This window comes from Maribacter thermophilus (genome assembly GCF_001020565.1).
In the GTDB taxonomy this organism is placed as follows: Bacteria; Bacteroidota; Bacteroidia; order Flavobacteriales; family Flavobacteriaceae; genus Maribacter; species Maribacter thermophilus.
In genome coordinates this window covers 2,568,718-2,594,674 of record NZ_LDAS01000001.1, presented here as the reverse complement: position 1 = coordinate 2,594,674, position 25,957 = coordinate 2,568,718, and the positions used below count along the sequence as shown (strand labels likewise).

Here is a 25,957-nt window from a genome sequence, read left to right as displayed (position 1 = left end):
CTAACTTTTCTTTTTAAGAAAGTCTATTACCTCTTCTGCAGATTCGGGTTTGGCAATAAATCTTTTATTGTTGTCCAGAATAAAATAAGTCGGGGTCTTTTGTATGGCAAAAGTTTTGGCGTATTCGCTTTCCCATTTACCCAAAGCGATGGCATGGTGAAAATCGGATAACCTTGGTATGGTGGCTTGCCAGTTTTCAGTGCTGTCCTCTAGGCCCACGGCCACTACTTTTACTCCGTCAAATTTTTGTAGTTCTTTGTGAAGCCCAGGCAATTCGTTCAGACAGTGAGAACAGGTGCTGCTCCAAAATACAAGTACGTATTTAGATGCTCCGTTTAGCGCTGAAAGTGATTTTGTGGCACCATTTTCTTTCCAGGTTATTTCGGGTGAAACGGCACCTATTCGTAACCTGATATTTGTCTCTATTTCGGCTACCAAATCATTGTTGCCGGCTTCTAGGGCAAACCCTTTTAAGTAGTTGTCAAAAATATAATCGGAAACCTCATATACACCGTCGTTACTTGCTTTTGTCCAAGCTTGGTCTAAAATCTGTACTTTAAGGTTTAGGGGAATGTCTCCTAATTTAGAAGCTACATCTGTCACATTTTCGTTAATGGCCTTTACCAAAACGTCTCTTTCGGTAGCATCTGGGGGTATGGCCCAAAAAATATAACTAAGTATTTTGTCCGAGAAGAAATCTGAAGATTGTAAGGTGCCGTCCGTAAAGTCTATAGCATCAAAATAATGTTCCTTTTTTTCTTTAAGGAAATCGTTCAAAGGAAGAAATTTTTCTGGCAGATAATGTTTGTTGGCTTTTATAAAATGGTTGGCGATCGTTCCTTTGGATGCCTCTTCATATTTGGTCTGGGCCTTTTTAAGGTTGTCCGTGATCTGCTTGTACTCTTTCTCTGAAGGGTTTTCTTTCTGATAAAAATCCATTAACCTGTTTTTTAACATGTCAATTTCCGAAAAGTAACTATTGTAAAGCTTGTTTTCTATCGAACTCACAAAATTTAGTCCCGATTCCAGATCAAAATTAAACACGATATCTTCTTCACAATTGTATATAAAATCTATATAATAGGTGTCTTGTGGTACGGCATAGACCACTCTGTACATTCCTGGCGATACCGAATTTGATAAGGTGAATTCGAAATGCCCATCTTTTACGGCCGTATCGGTTACATAACTTTGTCCATTTGAATTTAAATGGTATACCATAAGCCATTTAAAGGATTTTGCAGGCGATAGGTTGCCCGATACGGTATGTTGCGATTTGGCTCCAGTGCTAATGAGCAGTAAAAATATAAAGGCAAATAATCTCATAATATCAGATTTCAATTTTATGTCTTGGTGTCCTTTTTATGGGTTGTTAAATGTGGTTCTTATCCAAACATTCAATACACGTCTTTTCTCTTTTTGTAAATAAATTCCATTAAGAAGCAGCTAAAGATAACTGAAATTGAAACGATTACCCCCAATCTATTGTCGGAATATTGCTGTGCGATAAGGACTATCGTCGCTATAATACATAGTATAAAACCTAGAAATGTAATGGTTTTATTGGCATTTATCTTTTTAAAAAGTTTGAAAGCACTATAATTTACCATAGCAAAGATGAGGAGAAAACCCACGCTGCCCGATGTGGAAATACTTTCAAGGTTCAGGGTGTTTACCAGAACCAGGGTTAATATGGCTGTAATAAGCAGACCTATGGGTTGGTTCCATAACCTACTTGTTAACTCGTGGGGCAATTCATCATCTTCGGCTATTTCATAGCTTACTCTGCTGCCACCGTACAAAGAGGCATTAATCGCGGAAAAGGTGGATATAAGGGCAGCTATCGTCATAACCGTAAAACCCAGTTCGCCAAGCATAGGTTTGGCGGCTTCGGCCAATACATAGTCTTGTGCACCGGATATTTCCGAAAAGGATATGGAACCAATGGTAACCGTTGCGATGACCATATAAAGGGCGATTACAAAAAGTACCGACCAATAATAGGCTCTTGGAATATTCTTTTCTGGATCTACAATATTGGAAGCTGAATTGGCAATAAGCTCAAAACCTTCATAGGCCACAAAAATCACCATACCACCGGTCAATAAATTCAAGGGGCTTTCCCAATGCTCAGGTGTTAATTGGTTGAGGTTAGGGTTGCCGATCAGGCCATAGGCGCCAATTCCTACAAAGACCAATAAGATTATAAGTTTTATAATAACGGCATACGATTCTATTTTGCTCACGACCGTTATACTGTAGTAATTTATGGCCGTAGCAAAAACAACGATCATACTGGAGTATAGGTGACTATCGATACTGGTGTCGCCTGTAATAGAAAGCAAATTTGGGGCATACGAGCCAAAAGCGGAGGCATAGAGCCCGAGCATAATAATATAGCTTACCCATAGTAAATTATTAAGACCACCGCTACATATGTTTTTGCCAAGGGCTTGGTTCAAAAATTTTACGGTACCTCCACTGTCCGGATACACCAAAGATAGTTTTACATAACTATAAGAGGTAATAAGTGCTAGAGAACCGGCTATTACAAAAGCAATGGGCGTGCCACCTTGGGCCAAAGAGACAGCCAGTCCTAAAACGGCGAAGATGCCGCCTCCGACCATACCACCGATACCAATGGACATAGCTTCTTTAAGCCCTATTTTATTGCTCATTTAAAACTGGTATTTAAAATAATGGGCGTTTCCCGCATTGCACAAAATTATCTCTTATGGCCAAAAGAAATAGCCCCATCAAAATTAAAGGAACTTAAGGTAGGTGTTGTATTTAGATGCCATTTTTTAAATAGCCCCTAAAACATGTTCTATTATCTCTATTTCTTTGTGGTGCACAAACCCATCAGATTGTGCTACTTCTTTCATACGTGTAGAAAGAAATTCTTTTTTTTCGAAAGATAATTTTTTAAGTAATTCAATACTTTGTTCCCTATCCAAATTTCTGGCCTGAATAAGAAAATTTGTATCAAAATCCAACACTTTCATAAGTTGGCCAAAAGCATTTATCTCTCCCTTGTGTACGTGTCCGTCCGCATAGATTACAGCATCGATAACATTTACAATAGCTAGTTTTTCCGATATATCAAATTCCACTTTATGCTGTTTGTTTTTCTTTTGTTTCAAAAGGTTGTAGTGCCAATAAAGCCCTGTCTACAGACCTAATGTTGTCAAAGACCAATAATAAACGCAACCCTTTACGGGTCTGTTTTTCTTTGATCTTGCATTCCTTTACATGTGATTGCACATATTGTAAAACTCTGGTAAATGTGCTGGTTTGATAAAATTCGGATTGTTGGTCGCTTAAGAAATAACCGATCATCTTACCTTGTTTCATCACTATTTTTTCTAACCCTATGCTGTTGGCGATCCATTTGATACGAACAGAATTTAATAGGTCTTGGGCCTGGTCCGGTAGTTCGCCAAAACGGTCTACCAATTGTGCTTCAAATTTTTGAAGTGCTTCCTCATCCTTTACTTGGTTAAGGTCTGTGTACAAGGTAAGCCTTTCTGTGATGTTATTGATGTAATCATCCGGGAACAACAACTCAAAATCCGAATCGATCTGTGTTTCCTTGACAAATATTTTTTTGTGATCACCTTCTACTTCATCGTATAAATCCTTAAATTCATTTTCTTTGAGTTCTTCTATGGCTTCGGCCAAGATCTTTTGATAGGTCTCAAAACCTATTTCGTTGATAAAGCCACTTTGTTCACCGCCCAGAAGGTCTCCAGCACCTCTAATTTCCAGGTCTTTCATAGCAATGTTAAAGCCACTGCCCAATTCTGTAAATTGTTCCAGTGCCTCTATACGTTTACGGGCATCGGTGGTCATCACCTCATAGGGGGGCGTAATAAAATAGCAGAACGCTTTTTTGTTTCCACGTCCTACACGGCCCCGCATCTGGTGTAGGTCGCTAAGGCCAAAGTTATTGGCATTGTTTATAAAAATGGTGTTGGCATTGGTTACGTCCAGGCCACTTTCTACAATTGTGGTGGAAACCAGAACATCAAATTCACCATTGATAAAGCCTAGCATTAGGGCCTCCAGTTTTTTACCATCCATTTGTCCATGGCCGATCCCTACTTTGGCATCGGGTACGAGACGTTGGATCATTCCGGCTACCTCTTTGATATTTTCTATGCGGTTGTGAATAAAGAAAACCTGTCCGCCCCGTTCAATTTCATAACTAACGGCATCTCTGATGGTTTCTTCGTTAAAACGAATTACCTGACTTTCTATAGGGTATCTGTTTGGTGGGGGAGTGGTAATCGTAGAAAGGTCCCTTGCGGCCATTAAACTGAACTGAAGTGTTCGGGGAATAGGGGTAGCCGTTAATGTAAGTACGTCTACATTTTCTTTTATGGATTTTAATTTATCCTTTACCGATACTCCGAACTTTTGTTCCTCGTCCACGATCAAAAGCCCAAGATCATGGAATTTTACATTTTTGTTTACCAACTGGTGCGTGCCGATAATGATATCTACTTTGCCCGCCGCTAAATTTTCGAGGGTTTGTTTTTTTTCTTTTGCAGTTCTAAATCTATTTAAATAGTCTACCGTAACGGGCATTTCCTTTAATCTTTCGGAAAAAGTGCGATGGTGCTGAAAAGCCAATATAGTGGTAGGTACCAGTACGGCTACCTGCTTGCCGTTGTCCACCGCTTTGAACGCGGCCCTAATTGCAACTTCTGTTTTGCCAAAACCAACGTCTCCGCAAATTAAACGGTCCATGGGGCGTTCGCTTTCCATGTCTTTCTTTACGGCTTCGGTGGCGGTACTTTGGTCGGGAGTATCCTCGTATATAAAGGAAGCCTCCAGTTCGTTTTGCAAGTAACTGTCAGGACTGTACTGGAATCCTTTTTCCAGTCTTCTTTTGGCATACACCTTTATTAGGTCGAACGCAATTTTTTTGACACGGGTCTTGGTCTTATCCTTTATTTTTTTCCATGCCCCAGAACCCAGTTTGTATATTTTTGGAACAGCTCCATCCTTTCCATTGAATTTAGAGATCTTATGTAAAGAATGTATGCTCACGTACAAAATGTCTCGTTCTCCGTACATTAATTTAATGGCCTCTTGTTTTTTGCCATCTACATCTATTTTCTTTAATCCGCCAAACTTGCCGATACCATGGTCTATATGGGTAACATAATCCCCAATTTCAAGTTTATTGAGCTCTTTTAGGGTAATGGCCTGTTTTTTTGCATAGCCATTTTTAAGGTGGAATTTGTGGTAACGTTCAAATATTTGATGATCGGTATAGCACACCAGCTTGTTGTCGTCGTCCACAAAGCCCTGAAACAAGGGAAAAACTATAATCTGATAATGAACCTGTTTGTTTACCTCTTCGAAAATTGCGTGAAAACGATTTGCTTGTTGCTCGCTGGCGCAAAAAATATAATTGGTATAACCTTGTTCTCTGTGACCGTTTAGGTTATCGATCAATAGATCAAACTTTTTGTTGAAAGAGGGTTGGGGTTTGGTATGGAATTCCACTACTTCCGATGCCTCACGCTGCGAATCCATGGTGAGCAACGTAAAATCGGATAAATGGTTTTTGAATGCAGTACCGCCCATAAACAGTTCCTCGGGTTCGGCGTGCTTTATATCTTTTGATAACTTTAAAAAAGCTTCTTTTGCCTTTTCGAAAAAATCGTCCAAACGACCATATAAAAGGTCTGTGTTTTTGGCAAAAACCAAGGTTTTAGATGCTACATAGCTTAAAAAACTCTGTCTTTTTTCTATTAAGAACTTATCGGCCATATTGGGCACAATAGTGATCGATTTTACCTTTTCTTTAGAAAGCTGTGTTTCTACGTCAAAGGTTCTGATACTATCTATCTCATCTCCAAAAAACTCTATACGGTAGGGCTCGTCATGTGAAAAGGAGTATACGTCCACAATACCCCCGCGAACAGAAAATTCGCCCGGTTCCGTAACAAAATCGACTCTTTTAAACTGGTATTCGAAAAGTACTTCGTTTAAAAAATCTAAAGAGAGGGTGTCTCCCAACTTTATTTTTAAAGTGTTCTTGTCCAGTTCTTTTCTGGTAATTACCTTTTCGAAAAGCGCATCCGGATAGGTAACTATGAGCGCCGGTTTTTTTCTGGAGTTTATCCGGTTTAAAACTTCGGCCCGCAATAGCACATTGGCATTATCGGTTTCCTCTATCTGGTAGGGTCTTCTGTAACTGCCTGGGTAAAAGAGAACATCATCTTCGTTTATTAACCGCTCTAAGTCGTTCAGGTAATAGGCGGCCTCTTCCTTATCGTTAAAAATGGCAAGAAGGGGGCGTTCGGCATTTGTAAAAACATTGGACAGTGTAAAAGATACCGATGACCCTGTAAGGCCTTTTATTTGAATGTTCTTATTTGAAGTATTTTCAGAATGGGCAATAGCATCCAATAGTTTCCCTGTTTGGGGAGACTGTAGGTACTGTTGTTGGATAGAAAAATGGCTCAACAATTAAAAATTTGTGCAAATATAAGCATCCATGATCTATAGATGATATCTCTTTTGTAGAATATGAAATACAGTTTAAACAAAAAAATGGGTTCGATTTTTATGTGGGATGGAGTAATTATTGTGTCGGTATTTTAATTGAAAATTTTCGAGGCACTGTTTTTTAAAGGAATAAAGACTTTCTATATCTGTCGTCTTACTACTAAAATAGGATCGATTCTTATTTGATAGATTCTGTTGTCTATAAACTTTTGAAATAGAGAGTTACGGGAGTTTTTGGGTCTTGAATTTTGCATTTCAACAAAGTTTGAAACAAAATAAATAATGAACTTTAAAAAATTTATATTTGCCGAATAACTAAAAATTAAGATATGTCTTTTGCAGATTTATATACTAGTGGAGAACACAGAAAGAATCTAGCTCATTTTGCGGCCTTGGCTACTTTGGCATCCGTAGATGGGGAGATTAGTGCCGAGGAAAAAGAATTGTTGGATCGTTTTGCTGTAAAGCTGGATATCACAAAGTCAGAATACGAAGAGGTGTTAAAAAAGGAAAACAAATATCCTATCGATGCGACCAACGATTCTGAAAAGCGTTTAGAGCGGTTGTTCGATCTGTTGCGAATTGTGTATTCCGATCACAAAATAGATGACGAAGAAATGGTCATGTTAAAGAGATATGCCATTGGCATGGGCTTTACCAACGAAACAGCCGATAAGGTAATTAAAAGGTCTGTTGCTATTTTTGGTGGTAAAATAGACTTTGAAGATTATTTATACTTGGTTAAAAAGTAATAAGTACAGTCAACCATAAAATAAAAAAAGGGAGCTAAATGCTCCCTTTTTTATTGATATTTTTCTAGAAATTCTTTCAGTTTTTCTACCATTTTTCTGCTTCCACAGAAAAAGGGTACACGTTGGTGCAGCTCGGTCGGTTGAATGTCCAGAATACGTGTTTTGCCTCCTATCGCCATACCGTTCGCTTGTTCCGCAATAAAGGCCATAGGGTTGCATTCGTACAAGAGCCTTAGTTTTCCACTTTGTGTTACACTGCTTTTAGGATACATGTAAATGCCTCCCTTGATCATGTTTCTATGAAAATCTGAAACCAACGAGCCAATATATCTGGAGGTGTAAGGCCTGTCGCCTTCTTCCATTTGGCAATATTTGATATAATCTTTAACCCCTTGATGAAAGTGAACGTAATTGCCTTCGTTTACAGAGTAAATTTTCCCAGTTTCCGGAAATTGCATGTTAGGGTGCGATAAATAAAAAGTACCTAGGGCAGGGTTAAGGGTAAACCCGTTAACTCCGTGTCCGGTGGTATAAACGATCATGGTAGATGTGCCGTATACAACATAGCCGGCGGCTACTTGTTGGTTTCCGGGTTGAAGAAAATCCTCCAGGGTAACGGGTGTCCCTACAGGTGTGATTCTTCTGTAGATAGAAAAGATAGTACCTACCGATACGTTCACGTCTATATTGGAAGAACCATCCAAAGGATCGATCAAAACCACATATTTATTCTGGTGGTTTTCGTCACTACTGTTTATAGATATAAAGCTGTCTTCTTCTTCAGAGGCAATACCACAGACTATTTCGCGGTTTGTTAATGTCTGAATAAACTTTTCGTTGGCAAAGACATCGAGTTTTTGTTGATTTTCACCTTGAATGTTCGTTTCGCCCGCAGCACCTATGATATCTACAAGTCCTGCTTTGTTTACTTCGTGGTTCACTACTTTTGCCGCAAGCCTTATTGCATTTATAAGTTTTGATAATTCGCCCGAAGAATATTGAAACGAGTTTTGGTTCTCGATAATAAACTCCCCTAAGGTCTGTTTTCTTGTTGCTGCCATATTTTATTGGTTATTCTATATACAAATATCGGGTATTTTGTGAAACTCTCTTATTTTGGGTGTATATGTTTTTTTAAATTTATAACTTTGTGTTTTATTTGTAACAAATATGGACTATATAATAAGAGAGGCTAAAAGAAAGGATATGGCTCAGGTCCTGAAGCTTATAACCGAGCTCGCCGTTTTTGAAAAAGAGGATGATGCGGTGGAGGTAACCGTTGCCGATTTAGAGGAAAGTGGGTTTGGTGACCAAAAGCTATTTCATTGTTTTGTAGCCGATAAAGAAGGCCAAATTGTGGGCATGGCATTGGTATATCCCAGGTATTCTACATGGAAGGGCCCTGTTATTCATTTGGAAGATCTTATTGTTACAGAACGCATGAGGGGTAGTGGATTAGGTACCGCTCTATTGAACGAGGTGGTCAAATATGGAAATAGTCTAGGAGTAAAAAGGATAAGCTGGGAGGTTTTGGACTGGAACAAACCTGCTATTGACTTTTATGAAAGTAAGGGTGCGGATGTAAAAAGAGATTGGGATGTTGTACACCTAGATGAAAAAGGTATTTCGAACTACCTGTCAAAAATATAAATAGAAAAATAGATTGTAGTAGTATAGATATGAGAGTATTTAAATTCGGGGGAGCATCCGTTAAAGATGCAGATGCGGTAAGGAATGTGGTAAATGTATTGCAGCAAGTAGGCTACGATAATACTTTATTGGTGGTTTCCGCAATGGGGAAGACCACTAATGCCATGGAAGAAATAGTAAACGCTTACTTTAAGAACAAAGAAGAGATACCTTCCAAAATTTCTGATATCGTAGAGTATCATAATGATATATTGTCTGATCTTTTTGAGAATAAACAACATAGCATATATAAAGATTTTAAAATATTGATTGATGAGATCAATGGTTTTTTGGTATGGAACAAATCGCCGAACTATAATTTCGTCTATGACCAAGTTGTGGGTTATGGAGAGTTGATATCCACGACCATAATCAGTGCCTATCTGAAAGAGGTCGGTATTCCTAATAATTGGTTGGATGTTCGCCATTATATAAAAACCAATAATGCTTACCGCGACACAACCGTTAATTGGGATGCCACCCAGAAAAATATGGCGAACATCAATACAGAGGTGCTGAATATAACACAAGGGTTTTTAGGGAGCGACGATAATAACTTTACCACGACATTGGGTAGGGAAGGGTCTGATTATACGGCGGCCATTTTCGCATATTGCCTCAATGCCGAGTCTGTAACTATCTGGAAAGATGTACCAGGGGTATTGAACGCCGATCCTAGATATTTCAAAGAAACACAGTTATTGAACAATATCTCGTACCGAGAAGCTATTGAGCTGGCTTTTTATGGAGCTTCGGTAATACACCCGAAAACATTGCAGCCATTACAGCGCAAAGAAATACCGCTACATGTAAAATCGTTCTTAAACCCAAAAGGAAAAGGAACTACAGTGGGCAAAGGAATGGGGATAGAACCAAAAGTGCCATGTTTTATCGTTAAAAAGGACCAAGTGTTGATGAAACTTTCTTCGTTGGATTTTTCCTTTATGCTAGAAGATAATATTAGCGAGATCTTTAAGCTTTTTCATGAGTTTAAAATAAAGGTAGACCTTATCCAGAATTCGGCGATCAGTTTTTCGGTATGTGTAGATAACAAATTTGGAGGATTGGACGATTTGTTAAAACAATTAAAAAGCAAGTTTAAGGTGGTGCATCAAGAAAATGTATCGCTGTACACCGTAAGGCATTTTAACAGTAAAGCCTTGGAAACCTTACAGAACGGTTATGAAATACTATTGGAGCAACGAGGTAAGGAAACGGTGCAGTTAGTAGTAAAATAGAAAAGGTATTTCTTCAGAAATGTTAAAAAAATGCGCTTCAAAAGCGCATTTTCCTATATTTATGAATTCTTTAAGAGATATTGAATATGGGTTTAGTGACCGCAAAGGAAGTAGCCAAGGCTATCAATTTATCTAGATATGGCTTCGTAGGTACTTTTATTGGTTGGGTGTTGATGAAGGTCACCAGAATTTCGGATATCAATAAATATTACGATAGTATTTCCCATTTAGAAGGAGAAAACTTTACGAAAGCTATTTTAGAACATTTTGAAATTGACTTTGAAATTCCAGAGGAAGATTTTAAAAGATTACCTAAAGAAGGGGCGTTTATAACCGTAAGCAATCATCCATTGGGGGCAATAGATGGTGTGTTGTTGATGGATCTGATGTTGAAGAAGAAAAGCGACTATAAAATTATGGCCAATTTTCTTTTACAGCGAATGCTGCCCTTAAAACCATATATTCTTCCCGTAAACCCTTTTGAAGAACATAAAGATGCTAAAAGTAGTATTGCGGGCTTTAAAATGGCATTACAACATTTAAAGGATGGTCATCCCCTTGGTATTTTTCCGGCGGGGGAAGTATCTACTTCCAAGGAAGGAAAATTAATCGTGGACAAACCATGGGAAGAGGCTGCCTTAAAATTGATACAAAAGGCACAGGTGCCAGTGGTACCCATATATTTTCATGCTAGAAACAGCAAACTTTTTTATAGACTCTCTAGGCTTAACGATATTTTTAGAACAGCCATGATACCCTCTCAGGTCTTTTCGCAAAGAAATAGACCTATAAAGGTTCGTATTGGGCAGCCTATTTCTGTTCAGGCCCAAAAAGAACAAGAGAACTTGGAAGATTTTGCTGAGCTGTTAAGGAAAAAGACCTACATACTTTCAAACGCTTATGAGAAAGAACGCTTAATAGATCAGATCCCGACCTCTTTGAAAATACCCAAGGCGCCAAAAAAAATAGCCTCGGCCATGCGCAAAGAGGTAATGTTGGGAGAAATAGAAAAACTAAGGGAAAAAGACTGTCGTCTTTTACAAAGTAAGAATTATGAGGTATTCTTGGCCAAGGAAAAAGACATGCCTTTTATTCTTAAAGAGATAGGTAGACAGCGCGAAGTAACTTTTAGAGCTATTGGAGAAGGTACCAATAACGCTATAGATCTTGATAAGTTCGACTCATATTATTACCATCTTTTTCTTTGGGACGATGCCGAACAATGCGTTGTAGGTGCGTATAGAATGGGAATGGGATCCGAAATTTTCCCCAAGTATGGTATTGATGGCTTTTACTTGCAAGACCTGTTCAGGGTAGAACCTGAGTTGTATGGGATGATGAGAAACTCCATAGAAATGGGGCGCGCCTATATCACCAAAGAATATCAACAAAAACCAATGCCTCTCTTTTTATTGTGGAAAGGAATTGTACATACCACTTTAAGACATCCAGAGCATAAATACCTTATTGGCGGTGTTAGTATCAGTAACCAGTTTTCTAACTTCTCTAAATCGCTGATGATAGAGTTTATGAAATCACATTATTGGGATCCTTACGTAGCACAGTATATAAGGCCTAAAAAAGAGTTTAAGGTAAAACTAAAAGATGCCGATAAAGAGTTCGTCTTTGATGAGACACAGGCGGATCTAAACAAGTTCGACCGTATGATAGACGAGGTGGAACCCGGCAGTTTGCGCCTGCCTGTTCTTATCAAAAAGTATATTAAGCAAAATGCGAAGGTCGTGGCATTTAACGTTGATCCCCTGTTCAATAACTCAGTAGACGGATTAATGTATATTAAGATTGCAGATTTGCCGGAAAGCACGGTAAAGCCCGTTATGGAAGAGTTTCAGGCAGAACTGGAGCGTAAAATGAACGAAGCGGCCCATCAACACCAAGAATAGATCAATCTGTTCCTACTATTTTGCTTCTTCTTTCGTACAATAGGTTGTCTACCCATACCCCGTGTAGTTTACCTACCTTTTCTCGTTTACCGATATACCTGAATCCAGAGACCTCATGGAGTTTTATACTACCTGTATTGGTCGGGAAGATTCCCGATTGTAATGTCCATATATTTTCTTTTTCGCTTTCCAATATCAGATGGTTCATTAAGGTCTTTCCAATACCCAGCCCTCGGTATTTTTCTCCTATATAAACACTTACTTCTGCCACACCACCGTACACACATCTGCTAGAGACGGGCGATAGGGCGGCCCATCCGGCGATGTCACCTTTGTACAACGCTGTAAACCGACAGTTTTTTAGATGGGCTTTGTCCCAATCTTCATAATGCGGAACATTGGTTTCAAAAGTGGCAAATCCGGTTGCTATTCCTTCTTTATATATTTTTGCGATTTGTTCCCAGTCTTCTGGTAGCATCTTTCTTATTATGATCATTGGGTATCGTTTTTATTTTGGTGTTATTTTGATTCTTTCGTTTGTTGCATACCGTATTATCGTAATATTGCGATAATGAAAGGTGTAAAAAAAAGGTTGAATCGAAGATTCAACCTTTTTTATTATAAGCTTTTAAACCAATCTTGGAATTGTTGACCGAGACCTACTATCGGTACCATTTTACCGTTAGCAGCATTTACCAAGCTTATGATGATAAGTACCACACAGATGATAAACGCAAAACAACCAATAATGGGTATGATCCCCAATAAGAACCCAAGTATCCAAATACCCAATGTTTGCCTTATGTAATAACTGCCGAACTCGGTTTTGTTTTGGCTGTTCATTATTAAAGCAATAATCCAACCGATGACGGTAATATGGGCTATAATGGCCACTGTTTTCCCGCTCCCGGGATTGTTGGGGTCAAAGGTGCTTTTTACATCCTCTTTAAAGTCTTTGGCGGCTTCTTCTGCTTTTTTTCCAAATTCTTTTGCTTCTTCTTTGACTTTGTCAAAGGCGTCTTCGGCTTTATCTTCGAAATCTTTTTTTTCGTCCGACATTTCTATTGTTTTTTGGTGGTTAAATATGGATTAAAATTAAAGAATTAAACATCATTACAGAAATGCTTTATCAATAGGTTCCCATAATTCTATTTTGTTGCCGTCGGCGTCTAGGATCCACCCAAATTTACCGTAATCATATTCTTCTATTTCCCCTACGACTGTAACTCCTTCTTTTTTTAATGTTTGGAGCAATTCAACTAAATTCTCTACCCTAAAGTTCATCATAAAAGATGATTTGCTCGGGTTAAAATAAGGGGTGTCCTCTTTCATGGGGCTCCATTGTGTAGAACAATCATTGCCCTCTTTGTCTTTCCACCAAAAAGTACATCCATACTGGTCCGTGTCCAGACCTAAATGCTTTTGGTACCACTCTTTTGTTTTGTCCGGGTCTTTTGTTTTAAAAAAGAATCCTCCTAGTCCAGTTACCCTTTTTTTCATATTTTGTTTATTTGTTTTTGATATATATGGATCCATTCCTCTACCGATATTTTTTTACATAGTTCGCCGATCAGTTCGTAAGGTATGTCGTTCAGCTTCTTAAATCGCACGCAGCTCTTGCCCATATCCAACTTGTATTTGCAGTTTTTAGGGTATTCGGCAACAAACCAATCCATTAGTTTCTTATCGGCATAAAGACCGGAATGGTATAGGGCTATATAGTTTTTTTGCGATGCTAGATTAATGAAGGGTAAAGGTAGTTCGGGGTTTACGTGATAACCGGACGGGTATATGGTATGGGGTACAACATATCCTATCATACCATAGCTAATTTGTTCTTCAAAACCTTGTGGTAGATTGTTTAGTATGGTGGTCCTTAATCTTGAAATGGCTTTTTGCCTTTCTAACGGAAGTTGTTCAATATACTGTTTTGGTGAATCGGCTTTGTATTGCATATTGAATGTTTTGTTTCCCTTAAAGGCAGCGCCTATATGAGCTGTTATGATGTTTTTTTAGGCTATTGGCCCATTTTTTAAAGAGTTTGTTTTAAGCTACAAAATTATTTTTGATTTTGTCCACTACGGTCTGTGCCAATTTTATTTTGCTCTCCACTGTCCAACCGGCAACATGCGGGGAAAGAATTACGTTATCGGCATTGATCAAGTATTTAAAGGCATCCGGAAGCTCATTTCCAGTGAACATGTTTTCAAAAGATGATTTTTCATATTCCAATACGTCCAATGCGGCACCCAGTACCTTTTGCTCTTGCAGCGCCTTTACGAGGTCGGCGGTTTTAATACACTTGCCACGAGCGGTATTTACGATCCAGATCGGTTTTTGGAACTTGTTGAGAAAATCGGAATCTATCATACCTATCGTTGTCTCTGTCTGAGGTACGTGCAAGCTTAATATATCTGTTTTCTGCTGTAGCTCCATAATGCCCACTTGGCGAGCATTTTCGTCTTCGACACCTCCTAGTATGTCATAACAGATAACTTCGTTTACATCGAACCCTTTTAGTTTTTTTGCAAACGCTTTGCCCATATTTCCGTAGCCGATGATGCCTACCGTTTTTCCTTCGAGTTCAATGCCCCTGTTGCCTTCTCGGTCCCAAATTCCGGACCTAACTTCGCGATCTGCTTTGTTCAGGTTGTTAAATAAGGAGAGAAGCATGCCCAATGCATGTTCTCCTACGGCATTTCTGTTGCCTTCTGGGGCAGATGCCAAGAAGATACCTAATGACTTCGCATGTTCGGTGTCTATATTTTCTAGTCCGGCACCCAATCGGCCAATGAACTTTAGGTTTTTTGCCTTGTTCAAAAAAGAGGCATCTATAGTGAATCTACTTCTTATGATAAGGCCGTCGTATTGCCCAATTTTATTTTCGATTTCTTGTTTGGACGAGGTGTAGTCCTCATCGTTCTGAAACCCCAGTTCGTTAAATTGTTCTATGATTAAAGGGTGGTTTTTATCTACGTGAAGTACTTTCATTTTATATTCCATATATTTTGGAGCCACTTTGTTGATTTTTTTAATTCTTTCGAATAGGCACAAGCCTCGAAATGTGAAAGTCGCTCGTTTTTTATAAAAGTAATATTACTACCTTTTTTTATACTATTGTTGATGTGTTTTTCTGTTTTGGAAACCAAAAATAATTCATCTTTAGCTCCATGTATGGCATAAACTGGAATTATAATTTTTGATTTAAGCGGGTATGAGCTTGCCATAGGTATGGCCGCGGAAAATAGTTCGGGGTAATGTTCCGCGAAAAACCAACTTCCATTTCCACCATTGCTATACCCCATAATAACTACTTTGTTCTGGTCTATGTTCCAGTATTTGGAGGCCATGTGAACAATTGATCGTACCTTTTCTATATTGTTTTCGGTAGTCCATAACTGTTCTTCTCCTTCGGGAGATATAATAATGGCATTGAGCGTCTTAAACCCGGGAGCCACAAGGCAATCATGAAAATCCTTATAAGTGCCATAGTTTCCAGCATAGTGAAGTGCTACGATCAATGGGGGTTTATCGTGTAAGTTTTCGGGGAAACTTACCCTTGCCTTGTACCTTTTTCCATAATCGTTCGTAAGGGTAATGTCCTGCACTTTGTTCGGCCTGTACTTTATTTTGGAAAAAACCTTTTCGGCCTTATTTCCGATTTCTTGGCATTGTATATTGTGTATGCCCATTGATCCGATCATAAATAATAAGATGATACTGGCCGATCGCATGTTTTATAATGGTTTGTTCAATAGAAGACAGACTTTTTTGTGGTGCCGTGGATTATTCTTAAAAGAATGGTTTCCTTTTTCGAGAATGGTCTTAGCATCCTAAAAATAAGGTTTCTTTTATAAAAATACCTGCCGGGTACCAACAATGATGAGATGATGATGGGCGTAGCTTAAGGGTGGGGCGGAATTTTATATGGCCTATATGCCCAGTATAACCTTAGCTATCCAAAAATAAATAAGAATTCCAAAGATGTCATTACTGGTGGTTATAAACGGACCGGTAGCAATAGCTGGATCTATACCTCTTTTGTGTAAGAAAAGAGGGGTAAACGTTCCTATAAAACCGGCAACGAGTATAACAGTGACCAACGATATGGATATGGCCAAAGAAGTTAAAAACTCTCCTTTCCAAGACCATGTGAACATTAATAGGATGACCGCCAATATAAAACCGTTTAGCAAGGCCAAAAGCATTTCTTTAATAAGGCGATTGCTTACACTGCCCTTTAGGTCGTCATTGGCAAGACCTTGAACAATAATGGCGCTGGATTGTACCCCTACGTTACCGGCCATGGCCGCAATAAGGGGAGTAAAGAAAAAAAGTACGGCATGTTTACTTATCAACTCTTCGAACCCACCCATGATAGCAGCGGCGCTGACACCACCAATGAGTCCTAAAAATAGCCAAGGCAGACGCGCCCGGGTTAGTACCCAAATACTGTCATCGGCCTCAACATCTTGCGATATACCTGCCGCCATTTGATAATCTTTATCGGCTTCTTCCCTGATTACATCAACAATGTCGTCAATAGTAATACGACCTACCAGGCGACCTATTTCATCTACTACGGGTATGGCCTCCAAATCGTATTTGGACATGATCTTGGCAACTTCTTCGGGCTTTTCATTCACGTTTACCGAATCTACTTTCGGAATGTAAACATCGCTGATCTGTGTTCTGGTAGATGTGGTCAGCAAATCTTTTAATGAGAGACGGCCCTTTAGCTTGTCTTCATCGTCCACTACGTATATAGAATGTACCCTGGTAACATTTTCTGCCTGTGCACGCATCTCCTTGACACATTTGAGTACATCCCAATTCTCCCGCACCTTGACCAATTCTTTCGCCATAAGACCCCCGGCGGAGTTCTCGTCATAGCGTAAAAGGTCTACAATGTCCTTGGCATGCTCACGGTCCTCTATTTCAGAAATAACTTCCTGGACAATTTCTTGAGGAAGTTCTGCAATAATATCGGCGGCATCATCGGTATCGAGCTCTCCTAGCTCATCCGCAATTTCTTTGGAGGAAAGATTTCTAAGAATGGCTTCACGAACATCTTCGTCCAGTTCGGTCAGAACATCCGAGGTTTTGTCGGTATCCAGTAACTTGATCAGATAGGTGGCGTCCTCCTTGCTTAGTTCGTTGATTATTTCTGCAACATCGGCATAGTGCACCTCTTCCAATAAGGAGGTAAGCTTTGAGTCCCTTTGGTTTTCTATTAGCTCTTCTATCTGAGCAATTAGTTCGTCTGTTAATTTAAACGGTGTCATCTGCAATTTTCTTCGTCAACGCGATAAATTCTTGAACGGAAAGTTGTTCTGGGCGCTGGTCAAATATAGTATCTTCTTTGAGAATATCTGATAGGGCGAATGTTTTTAAACTGTTACGAATGGTCTTTCGTCTTTGGTTAAAAGCTGTTTTTACCACATTGAAAAGCAATTTTTCGTCGCAATCCAATTTAAAGTTCTTTTTTCTCGTAAGGCGAAGTACGCCCGATTGTACTTTTGGGGGAGGGTTAAATACCTGCGGACTCACCGTAAACAGATATTCGGCGTCATAAAATGCCTGTGTTAAGACCGATAGAATGCCGTAAGTTTTGTTGCCTTCCTGGGCACAGATTCGTTGGGCGACCTCTTTTTGGAACATTCCGGAAAACTCTGGTACCTGATCGCGCATTTCCAACATCTTAAAAACAATTTGTGTTGAAATGTTGTAGGGGAAATTGCCTGTGATGGCGAACTGCTCATTGCCGAACAAAGAAGACAGATCGTAATTAAGAAAATCTGCCTCTACGACCTTGAACGAACCTTTGCCGCCCATTACCTCTGGGTGTTCTAAAGAAAAACTGTGGTTTAGGTATACGATAGAATCCTCGTCAAGGTCCATCGCAACCAAATCGATATCTTGAAGCAAGAGATATTTGGTCAAAACACCCGTTCCCGGACCGATCTCCAATACGTTTCTATAATTTTTTAGAGACAGTGTTTCCCCTATTTTTTGGGCAATGCCTTCATCTTTTAAAAAATGTTGGCCAAGATGTTTTTTGGCCTTTACGGGGCTTTCGTTATTATTTTCGGCTTTTTGCGAGTAGCGCTCTTTTTTTTGTTTCTTTCTCTTCTGTCCCATGTCATTATATATTGCGATTATCTGGCCAGATATACCCACGCCTTTTTTCCGGAGCTTAAAACTACCACCTCACGTTTATAAGCTTCTCCTTCATAAAAATCCGCCTTTTTTAATTCTTCTTCGGTTATTGTGTATACCTTCCCTTTGATGTGGTCTTTAGAATCGCCCGTTGGCTCAATGGTGGGGTATAAACCTGCTACTTTGTCGTTAGATATTCTATGATGGTGCAAAGTGTCGTCACTTCCTCCTAAAACCCGTGAAAAAACACCCATTTGTACTTCTTTTTCTTGTAGAGTGCCATAGGTGAACAATTGATGGGTAGCAGTATTTCGATGCACAAAAAACTCGTCCACTACCTCTAATTCCGTTCTAAAGGAAACTAGTTTTCCTGCAAAAAGTTTCATGGCATCTTCTCTAAGCCTAGAGGCATCTTCTTCGTAATAGCGATCCAAAGTTTCTTTATCCGGCACGGTATATTGCACAGAATAGGTATGGCCCCCGCTTTCTTCCTCTACCAGGACTTTGGTCATTTTTGCACTCAAAAATTTACCTGTTGATAGTACTTGTGGAATATGAACGGTCTTCATCCAATGTAACCACTCGCCGTGTGCAGTATCTTCAATGTTGGTCGTAACGTTATAAATATACATGTTGTAATAATCTGTTTAGTGTATTTGTGTGAGAATCGGATATTGGTGTGCTGTTTAAATGGAAACAGGGTTAATTAATGGCGTCTCCCCGTAATATTCTAAAATTCTTTCTGGCCTGGGGGAAATAATAGCTATCTTGATAATTATAAATTATTTTCTCGTAATGTTGTTTTGCGTTTTCCGGTTCGTTAAAAATAGTTCTGTATAGTTCTGCCAATGCAAAATGGGCGTCGTCGGCAAGAATGCCATTGCCATAGAACTCTATTATTTTTTGGTAGTTGTATTGGGCCTTTTCATATTTTTTTTGCAATTCATATAGTTGTGCTTGTTTTAAAAGTGCCTCGTCTTCTATTTTTTCACCTTTGTGGTTTTCCAATATGTCGTCTAAAGCATTAATGGCCTCATCGGTTTTGTTCTGGTATGCCAAAAAATCTGCACGTGCATATTTTTTTAATGCCGTTTGTGTGGAGTCTTCTAGGGAGTTGTCAGATATTAAAAGGCTCAATTGCATGGCGTCGTTGGCAATTAGTTGTGAGGTAGAGCCCCTTAAAACCTTTAATTGCGTTAAGGCCCAATCAAAATCACCTTTGTAAAAACTCGTCTCTGCAACTTTGTACCTGGCATTTTGCCCCAATACGTCGTTCTTAAGTTTTTCTTGTATCTGAGAGAAATAAATCAAGGCTTCGTTAAATCTTTTGTCATATACCAAGATATCGCCAAGAGCTAATTTTATATAGGCTTTTCCTCTTTGGTTCAAAGGCAGTTCCAGGCTGTTTTTTAATAACTCTATGGCAGGGGCTGGGTTATCTTGTTTAAATGTCAGAAAATTGGAGTACGCTATTTGTAATTGTAGTGTTTGAGGTCGATACCCATATTCGTCGATGAGGTTTTGATATCTTTTTTTTATGGCTTCCAGTCGGTTCTTGTCGGCATCCAATAAGTCTATTTTTATCAGGTTCAGCTCTGCATCCAATATGGTGATATCGTCGGTTGTTTGGTCCTTTATATATTCAAAAATATCTTTGGCGATAGCTGTTTCTCCCTCTTCAAAAGCCATGGCTCCCAAATTTTCCAATCTTTGAACAGAACTGTTTTCCATTCTTTTGTAGATAGCCTTTTCTTGTCTAAAGGCACTGTTGTATTGCTTCTGCTTTACAAATAACCAACTAAGAAATTCGTTCCAGATGACATCGGGCGTTTTTTGGGCACGTTCCAATAAAATCTTTTTAAGAATAAGATTGTTGGTGTTTTCGGGGTCCGCGCTCACAAAGTCATCAATACTTCTTAGAATGTTAGACTTTGAGGTTTTGCCATTTTGAAGCAAATCTAGGTAAGAACCATACATTTTTTCTATATCTCCCTGTTCGCCATAAATGCGTGCCAATTGGTAATTATAGTCCAGTTCTGGGTTTAGTTCCATGGCCTTTTTATATGCTGTTAAGGCCCGGTCCAATAAGGTGTATTTCTGAAATTGATAGCCCAATGCGTAACCGTAATTCGGGTTTTTGTCAATTACGGCCAAAGCTTTGTCATAGTAAATATTGGCTTTTTCCGTTAAATTCTGAAGGGTGTAATTGTAACCCATTTCAATAAGTAGGGTGGGGTGGGGGTTTCGTGCCTTTAATTGTTTGGATAAATAGTTCTCTGCATCTTTGTAACGTTCCAATTGCTGGTAACAAGAAATCAACCCTTGTAGGTAATCTGTTCTTCTTGGGCTCTTCTCCGTCAGTTTTTCGTAAAAAACGACCGCTTTCTCAAAATCACCATCAGCATAGTATTGCTTGGCCAAAAAATCTTCTTGGGCAATTACCGTACATGTGAATAGTAAGAATGTTAAAAAGTGGAAAAACTTCATATAGGAAATTTATCAAATTTACGTAAGCTATAGAAAAGAATTTGTTAAGTGTGCGCAAATTACATCAGATGTTTTGTTTGACCCGCAAAAATTGGGCCGCTTACTGTAAGATATACAGTTTTTTCTTCCGATTACAAACCTTATGGTTCAACTACCAGATTTATGGTATAGTTTTAATACTAGTCTGTTTACTTGTAATCGATAATAAGGTTTAAATGGAAAAGAGATTTTTAGGTGTTAAGACCAAGCGTTTTTATTTTAATAATGGTATAGAAGACGTGAGCTATGTTGCCATATATGGGGACGAATTGGAAGTAGACCCGGCCGAGGACGGTACCGCACAAGATTATAGGGTGGCCGTTTATAGGGGCAGAACAGGTAAGATTGCATCTAATACTTTGTTGCTGAACAAAAGAAGTTTAGAACTGTACTTTTTAGATATTGGTCAGGGCGATGCCTCTTTCGTTGTTACCCCCGACAATGTAAAAATATTGGTCGATGGAGGTTTAAAGGACAGAGCCCTGGGTTTTTTGATATGGAAGTATAGATTGGACCAGCCTAATAATAAAGTGGTGATCGATCATCTTTTCCTGAGTCATGCCGACAAAGATCACGTAGTTGGGTTGATTCCTCTTCTGAACCACCCTAAGATTCAGGTAAAGAATATCTATCACAATGGGATCGGTTTGTACGAAGAAGGTCATAATACCGCATTGGGAACTATGGAAAACAATCGGTTAAAGACATTGCACGATACCCTTCAAGACCTTTCCGGTGAGGTTTTAAAAGATGATTTTAAAGAATGGACAGAAGCGGTATCGGCCTCTGGTGCCAATTATAAAAGGGTAGATGCGTCCCATGGTTTTTTACCTCTTGGCGATGCTAGTGTAAAATTGGAAATTTTGGGGCCTATTTTAGAAACGGACCATACGTTGAAATGGTTTGGGGGAAAATCGCATACCATTAACGGACATTCTTTGATCTTTAGGCTCGATTACGACCACGTTAGAACATTTTTCTCGGGCGACCTAAATGTTGAGGGCAGTGAGCAATTGTTGTCGGTTCCGGGAAACACATTAAAGGTGAATGCCCAGATATTTAAGGCTCCTCACCATGGTAGTCATGAATTTTCGCAAGAGCTGTTAAATTATGTAAATCCTATGGTCTCTGTGGTTTCGTCCGGAGAGACTCCCGATCATGGTCATCCGAGAGCTGTATTTCTCGGAGGTCTTGGCTTGGCAGGTAGGGGCCGCATGCCCCTGATATTTTCTACAGAACTTTCGGCATTGTTCATAGATGCAGGCGATGTGGAGGCCCAAATACATGCCGGGTCCAATGTTACCACCTTGAGCGATCTAGATTTTTCTAGCTCGTTGTCTAACTCAGAGGCACGTCAACGATTCAAAAAAGTGTTGCCGGGAATCATAAATGTTCGTACCGACGGGGAAAAAATATTTGCTTTCAGACGGGTCCAAATGGGATACCAATGGGAGTCATATGAATTTAAATACAACGATGTTTAAAATCCATTAGTCGATCACCTCAAACCCGCAATAAGGTACCAAAACCTTTGGTATCCTGATACCGTTTTCTGTTTGATAGTTCTCTAAGATACCTGCCAAAACACGTGGTAGGGCCAAAGAACTACCGTTTAGGGTGTGCGCAAGCTGATTTTTGCCGTTTTCGTCTTTGTAACGAAGTTTTAATCTGTTTGCCTGGTAGGTTTCAAAATTGGATACAGAACTTATTTCCAACCAACGGTCCTGTGCCGTAGAGAACACTTCAAAATCGTATGTAAGGGCAGATGTAAAGCCCAGGTCACCGCCACACAATCGCAAAACTCGGTAGGGGAGTTCCAGTTCACGTAATATTGTTTTTACGTGTTCTACCATATCGTCCAGGGCCTTATAGGAATTAGAAGGGTGTTCTACACGTACAATTTCAACTTTATCAAATTGGTGTAACCTGTTCAATCCTCGAACATGGGCACCGTAACTACCGGCTTCACGTCTAAAACAAGGAGTGTATCCCGTATATTTTATGGGAAAATCATTTTCTTGCAAGATGACATCCCTAAAAATATTGGTAACAGGAACTTCTGCCGTAGGAATCAGATAGAGATCGTCTGCGGTTACATGATACATTTGACCTTCTTTGTCGGGTAACTGGCCCGTACCATAGCCCGAAGCCTCATTGACCAAGTGTGGTACTTGCATTTCTGTGTAACCCGCTGCCGTATTCTTATCCAAGAAATAAGAAATCAAAGCTCGTTGCAAGCGTGCGCCTTTACCCTTGTAAACAGGAAATCCGGCGCCTGCGATCTTAACGCCCAGCTCAAAATCAATAATGTCATATTTTTTGGCAAGTTCCCAATGCGGTAATGCTCCATCTACCAATTTTGGTATATCACCTTCTTTATAAACCTCTTCATTGTCATCTTCCGAGTTTCCTGCCACAACTAGGTCGTTAGGAACGTTTGGTATTTGGTACAACAAAGATTGAAGCTCTTCGGCCGCCTTGTTCAACTCTTCTCCAAGTTGTTTCGACTCTTCTTTTAGTGTAGCTGTTTTTTCTTTCAATAGGTTGGCTTCTTGGGCTTTGCCAGACTTGTATAGCATACCTATTTCTTTGGACAGTTTGTTGGATTCCGCTAAAACGGCATCCAATCGTGTTTGGGAAGCACGGCGTTTTTCATCCAATAGCAACACGTTGTTTAACATGCCTTCCGCATCGATATTACGCTTTTTAAGTGCTTCTACTAAACGATCCTTAGATTCTCTTATTACCTGTAACTGCAGCATTACTACTTGTTTGATTTGGCTGCAAATTTAAGCTAAACTTATGACTTAAATAAGATACTTTGGCTGTCTAAAACACTGAAATAGGTTTTTTTTAGAATTGTGTGAAAAAGGTTTGTGTTCTTATGCACGATAATTTGCTCTTTGAAGGTTCTAGTCTTCCAATTTCGAGGGTAGGATCCATTCACTATGTTCCAAAGGTTTCCAAGGGGTATCGGCCAAATTTACTTTTGGGTCTATAAAAGGGGCGTATGGACGGCCGTTGATACTTACTTTTGAGTTGATCAAGTATACGGCTACCGTATCATTGGCGGTAGAAAACTCCTTTTTTAGATATTGGGCAAATTGCCAAGCAAAATCTGGATGTGAGAATACTTTTCTTTTTTGGCTTTTGGTTAGATAATGGTCGATACTTACATAAATCTCTTTGCCATTATTTTGAATAACTTTAAACTGACCCGAACCTTTTCTGCTGCGTAGCATCATACGCCAGCTCATTCTATGGCCTTCCTCTGTCCAAAGTACATCGTCTTTTATAAAATGATGCCTGATGGGCAACAATAGCTGGACAATAAAATAGCAGCAAAAACCGATTAAAAAAACGTTTTTGTGCCTGGGAAAAACTGTTTCTGCGTTCGTAAAAGGTTTTTTGTGTTTGAAAAATATTTTTCTGATAGTTTCCGGTTCAAAGAAAAAGACCGAAAATGCCAATGATAGATAGGGAAATATTCCTATTTGAAAAATAACCGAATTGAAAAGGTGAAAGAATATAGAGGCAAAAAAAGCAATTTTCCTTGTGGGTTTCCATAATAGGGCGGGCACGACCAATAAATCAAAAAGTATGCCGACGGAACCTATAATTTTGTGTATCCAGGGTTGTTGTAGCAATCCTCCCACTAAAAAGTAATCGCTCTTCGATTTCATTAAGATTTTTATCATGCCAAAATCGAGCCAATCACCATACATCTTTGCAACGGAGGCATACACGTAAACAATGAACAGTTGTAAAACAATGGCCCATTTTACATAGCCGTACATAGAATTTTCCTTAGGTCTGTTGCCATATTTGACATCCATTGAATAATCTGCATTGGCAGGAAAGAAGCACATAAGAAAAGAAATCAGTATTAAAAGATAATAGTGATTGTTATAGGCTCCTTTTTGCATTAAATAACTGCCTGCCCAGAGAAGGGTGAAGGCGATGCAGCTGGCCCTGTATCTATAACCTAGGGCAATACAAATGCCTAAGGATCCCATGGCAAAAAAGTAAAAGTACATACCTGGCCCGGCAAGTGTTTCGAGCCATTCAAAGTCTATGAACGGAAACGTATATTGGGGTTCCACAAGGTTTCTTCGTACCCATCCGGTGGCAATGGCCCCAAAACATTCCAACGAAACGAGTGTTCCGAAAAATATACGAAAGATGATCAGTGGACTGTTGTCAACTTTTTTAAATAACAACCTGTTCAACATTGCATTTTTGCTATGAGCCTAAGTGAATTTTCTTTGTCTTTTTCCAACTGTTCTTTAAGGGCCTCTACGGATTCGAATTTATGCTCGTCTCTGAGTCGGACCAAAATATCTACCCTAAGCGTGGTGTCGTATAAGTTGCCGTCAAAATCAAAAAAATGTATCTCAATGGTTTTAGAAGTACCGTTGACCGTGGGGTTGTAGCCTATGTTCATCATCCCAAAAACGACTTTTTCCGCAATATTGCTTTTTACAACATAGGATCCGTTTTTTGGAATCATTTTATAAGATTCGGCAATAACCAAATTGGCTGTCGGAAAACCTAATTTTCTACCTAAACCCTTTCCTTTTTTAATAGTACCTGTAAGCATGTATTCATAGCCCAGATAAGAATTGGCGGTTTCGATATCACCTTCTTTTAAGGCTTTTCTTATTTTGGTGGAACTGACCGAAACTTCATCTATTTCTTGTGCCGGTATCTCTTCTACGGTAAAGTCCAATGCGTTGCCAAAAGCGATGAGGTCGGTAATGTTCGCATTTCGGTTTCTTCCGAACCTATGGTCGTATCCAATGATTATTTTTTTTGATTTTAGTTTATTGACCAAAAGATCTCTCACGAATTCAGTGGCCGATAATCTTGAGAATTCTCTTGTGAAAGGGTGTATTACCAAAATATCCAAGCCCATTTTTTCCAAAATGGCCTTCTTTTCCTCTATGGTATTTAGCAATTTTATGTCCGCATCTTTTTGAAGGACCATTCTTGGGTGGGGAAAAAACGTCAGTACGGCCGACTTAAGATTGGAGTTTTTGGCATGGTTTATGATTTTTTCAAGTATTTTACGATGACCAATATGAACACCGTCAAAGGTGCCAATGGTTATGACTATCGGATGTTTTTCATCGTATTTGGAAATGCTTTCGACTGTAATCACCTA

23 protein-coding genes are annotated in these 25,957 nt (G+C 39.3%); 5 read left to right on the top strand and 18 right to left on the bottom strand.

Features of this window, described 5'->3' with window-relative positions; genetic code table 11:
* The 4 genes from AB657_RS11195 to mfd form a co-directional block, all read right to left on the bottom strand.
* On the bottom strand, nucleotides 1-1,326 hold the full coding sequence (locus tag AB657_RS11195; RefSeq protein ID WP_047246561.1) for a TlpA disulfide reductase family protein: 1,326 nt from the start codon (nucleotides 1,324-1,326) through the stop codon (nucleotides 1-3).
* Between the two features lie 71 nt (nucleotides 1,327-1,397).
* Nucleotides 1,398-2,678 (bottom strand): APC family permease, encoded by a 1,281-nt coding sequence (locus tag AB657_RS11190; protein WP_047246560.1) that lies wholly within the window; start codon nucleotides 2,676-2,678, stop codon nucleotides 1,398-1,400.
* 126 nt (nucleotides 2,679-2,804) lie between these two features.
* Nucleotides 2,805-3,113: a TerB family tellurite resistance protein gene (locus AB657_RS11185; protein WP_047247951.1), complete on the bottom strand. Its 309-nt coding sequence runs from the start codon at nucleotides 3,111-3,113 to the stop codon at nucleotides 2,805-2,807.
* Nucleotide 3,114: 1 nt separating this feature from the next.
* Nucleotides 3,115-6,483: a transcription-repair coupling factor gene (mfd, locus tag AB657_RS11180; protein ID WP_047246559.1), complete on the bottom strand. Its 3,369-nt coding sequence runs from the start codon at nucleotides 6,481-6,483 to the stop codon at nucleotides 3,115-3,117.
* A gap of 371 nt (nucleotides 6,484-6,854) precedes the next feature.
* On the opposite strand from mfd, the gene AB657_RS11175 reads away from it, so the two are divergent.
* The gene (locus tag AB657_RS11175) at nucleotides 6,855-7,277 is read left to right on the top strand and encodes a tellurite resistance TerB family protein (protein WP_047246558.1); all 423 of its coding nucleotides are present in this window, start codon (nucleotides 6,855-6,857) and stop codon (nucleotides 7,275-7,277) included.
* A 50-nt stretch (nucleotides 7,278-7,327) separates the two neighbouring features.
* On the opposite strand, the gene fbp is transcribed toward AB657_RS11175, so the two are convergent.
* Entirely contained in the window at nucleotides 7,328-8,338 is a 1,011-nt protein-coding gene (gene fbp / locus AB657_RS11170; RefSeq protein WP_047246557.1) for a class 1 fructose-bisphosphatase, read from the bottom strand.
* Between the two features lie 109 nt (nucleotides 8,339-8,447).
* Between fbp and AB657_RS11165 the strand changes: the two genes are divergently transcribed.
* The 3 genes from AB657_RS11165 to AB657_RS11155 all read left to right on the top strand — a co-directional run bounded on the left by AB657_RS11165 (nucleotide 8,448) and on the right by AB657_RS11155 (nucleotide 12,108).
* A complete protein-coding gene (locus AB657_RS11165; RefSeq protein WP_047246556.1) occupies nucleotides 8,448-8,927 on the top strand; it encodes a GNAT family N-acetyltransferase in 480 nt (159 codons plus the stop codon).
* A 29-nt stretch (nucleotides 8,928-8,956) separates the two neighbouring features.
* Nucleotides 8,957-10,204, top strand: coding sequence for an aspartate kinase (locus AB657_RS11160; RefSeq protein ID WP_047246555.1), 1,248 nt, complete (start codon nucleotides 8,957-8,959; stop codon nucleotides 10,202-10,204).
* Nucleotides 10,205-10,290: 86 nt separating this feature from the next.
* A complete protein-coding gene (locus AB657_RS11155) occupies nucleotides 10,291-12,108 on the top strand; it encodes a GNAT family N-acyltransferase (RefSeq protein ID WP_047246554.1) in 1,818 nt (605 codons plus the stop codon).
* Nucleotide 12,109: 1 nt separating this feature from the next.
* Here AB657_RS11155 and AB657_RS11150 read toward each other — a convergent pair whose 3' ends face one another.
* The 10 genes from AB657_RS11150 to AB657_RS11105 form a co-directional block, all read right to left on the bottom strand.
* Entirely contained in the window at nucleotides 12,110-12,604 is a 495-nt protein-coding gene (locus AB657_RS11150; protein ID WP_047246553.1) for a GNAT family N-acetyltransferase, read from the bottom strand.
* A 122-nt stretch (nucleotides 12,605-12,726) separates the two neighbouring features.
* Complete coding sequence (locus AB657_RS17705) at nucleotides 12,727-13,167, bottom strand: CvpA family protein (protein WP_052958687.1); 441 nt, start codon at nucleotides 13,165-13,167, stop codon at nucleotides 12,727-12,729.
* Between the two features lie 54 nt (nucleotides 13,168-13,221).
* Nucleotides 13,222-13,608 carry a VOC family protein gene (locus AB657_RS11140; RefSeq protein WP_047247949.1) on the bottom strand — a complete coding sequence of 129 codons (387 nt, stop codon included), beginning with the start codon at nucleotides 13,606-13,608 and terminating at the stop codon, nucleotides 13,222-13,224.
* Nucleotides 13,605-14,063 (bottom strand): DUF1801 domain-containing protein, encoded by a 459-nt coding sequence (locus AB657_RS11135; protein WP_047246552.1) that lies wholly within the window; start codon nucleotides 14,061-14,063, stop codon nucleotides 13,605-13,607. Before AB657_RS11135 ends, AB657_RS11140 begins: the two co-directional genes overlap by 4 nt.
* Before the next feature lie 91 nt (nucleotides 14,064-14,154).
* Entirely contained in the window at nucleotides 14,155-15,099 is a 945-nt protein-coding gene (locus tag AB657_RS11130; protein WP_047247948.1) for a 2-hydroxyacid dehydrogenase, read from the bottom strand.
* Entirely contained in the window at nucleotides 15,096-15,842 is a 747-nt protein-coding gene (locus AB657_RS11125) for a prolyl oligopeptidase family serine peptidase (RefSeq protein ID WP_157491689.1), read from the bottom strand. The genes AB657_RS11130 and AB657_RS11125 overlap by 4 nt, the downstream gene beginning before the upstream one ends.
* A 198-nt stretch (nucleotides 15,843-16,040) precedes the next feature.
* On the bottom strand, nucleotides 16,041-17,393 hold the full coding sequence (gene mgtE / locus AB657_RS11120) for a magnesium transporter (RefSeq protein WP_047246550.1): 1,353 nt from the start codon (nucleotides 17,391-17,393) through the stop codon (nucleotides 16,041-16,043).
* The gene (gene rsmA, locus AB657_RS11115) at nucleotides 17,380-18,249 is read right to left on the bottom strand and encodes a 16S rRNA (adenine(1518)-N(6)/adenine(1519)-N(6))-dimethyltransferase RsmA (RefSeq protein WP_047247947.1); all 870 of its coding nucleotides are present in this window, start codon (nucleotides 18,247-18,249) and stop codon (nucleotides 17,380-17,382) included. Before rsmA ends, mgtE begins: the two co-directional genes overlap by 14 nt.
* A 17-nt stretch (nucleotides 18,250-18,266) precedes the next feature.
* Nucleotides 18,267-18,899 carry a DUF4286 family protein gene (locus AB657_RS18240; RefSeq protein ID WP_198146902.1) on the bottom strand — a complete coding sequence of 211 codons (633 nt, stop codon included), beginning with the start codon at nucleotides 18,897-18,899 and terminating at the stop codon, nucleotides 18,267-18,269.
* A 70-nt stretch (nucleotides 18,900-18,969) separates the two neighbouring features.
* Entirely contained in the window at nucleotides 18,970-20,754 is a 1,785-nt protein-coding gene (locus AB657_RS11105; RefSeq protein ID WP_047246549.1) for a tetratricopeptide repeat protein, read from the bottom strand.
* Between the two features lie 215 nt (nucleotides 20,755-20,969).
* On the opposite strand from AB657_RS11105, the gene AB657_RS11100 reads away from it, so the two are divergent.
* The gene (locus tag AB657_RS11100; protein ID WP_047246548.1) at nucleotides 20,970-22,277 is read left to right on the top strand and encodes a ComEC/Rec2 family competence protein; all 1,308 of its coding nucleotides are present in this window, start codon (nucleotides 20,970-20,972) and stop codon (nucleotides 22,275-22,277) included.
* A gap of 6 nt (nucleotides 22,278-22,283) precedes the next feature.
* Here the strand turns inward: AB657_RS11100 and serS are convergent, their stop codons facing one another.
* The 3 genes from serS to AB657_RS11085 form a co-directional block, all read right to left on the bottom strand.
* Complete coding sequence (gene serS / locus AB657_RS11095; RefSeq protein ID WP_047246547.1) at nucleotides 22,284-23,555, bottom strand: serine--tRNA ligase; 1,272 nt, start codon at nucleotides 23,553-23,555, stop codon at nucleotides 22,284-22,286.
* A gap of 150 nt (nucleotides 23,556-23,705) precedes the next feature.
* Nucleotides 23,706-25,025 carry an HTTM domain-containing protein gene (locus AB657_RS11090; RefSeq protein WP_047246546.1) on the bottom strand — a complete coding sequence of 440 codons (1,320 nt, stop codon included), beginning with the start codon at nucleotides 25,023-25,025 and terminating at the stop codon, nucleotides 23,706-23,708.
* Nucleotides 25,019-25,954: a bifunctional riboflavin kinase/FAD synthetase gene (locus AB657_RS11085; RefSeq protein ID WP_047246545.1), complete on the bottom strand. Its 936-nt coding sequence runs from the start codon at nucleotides 25,952-25,954 to the stop codon at nucleotides 25,019-25,021. Before AB657_RS11085 ends, AB657_RS11090 begins: the two co-directional genes overlap by 7 nt.
* Between the last annotated feature and the right edge of the window lie 3 nt (nucleotides 25,955-25,957).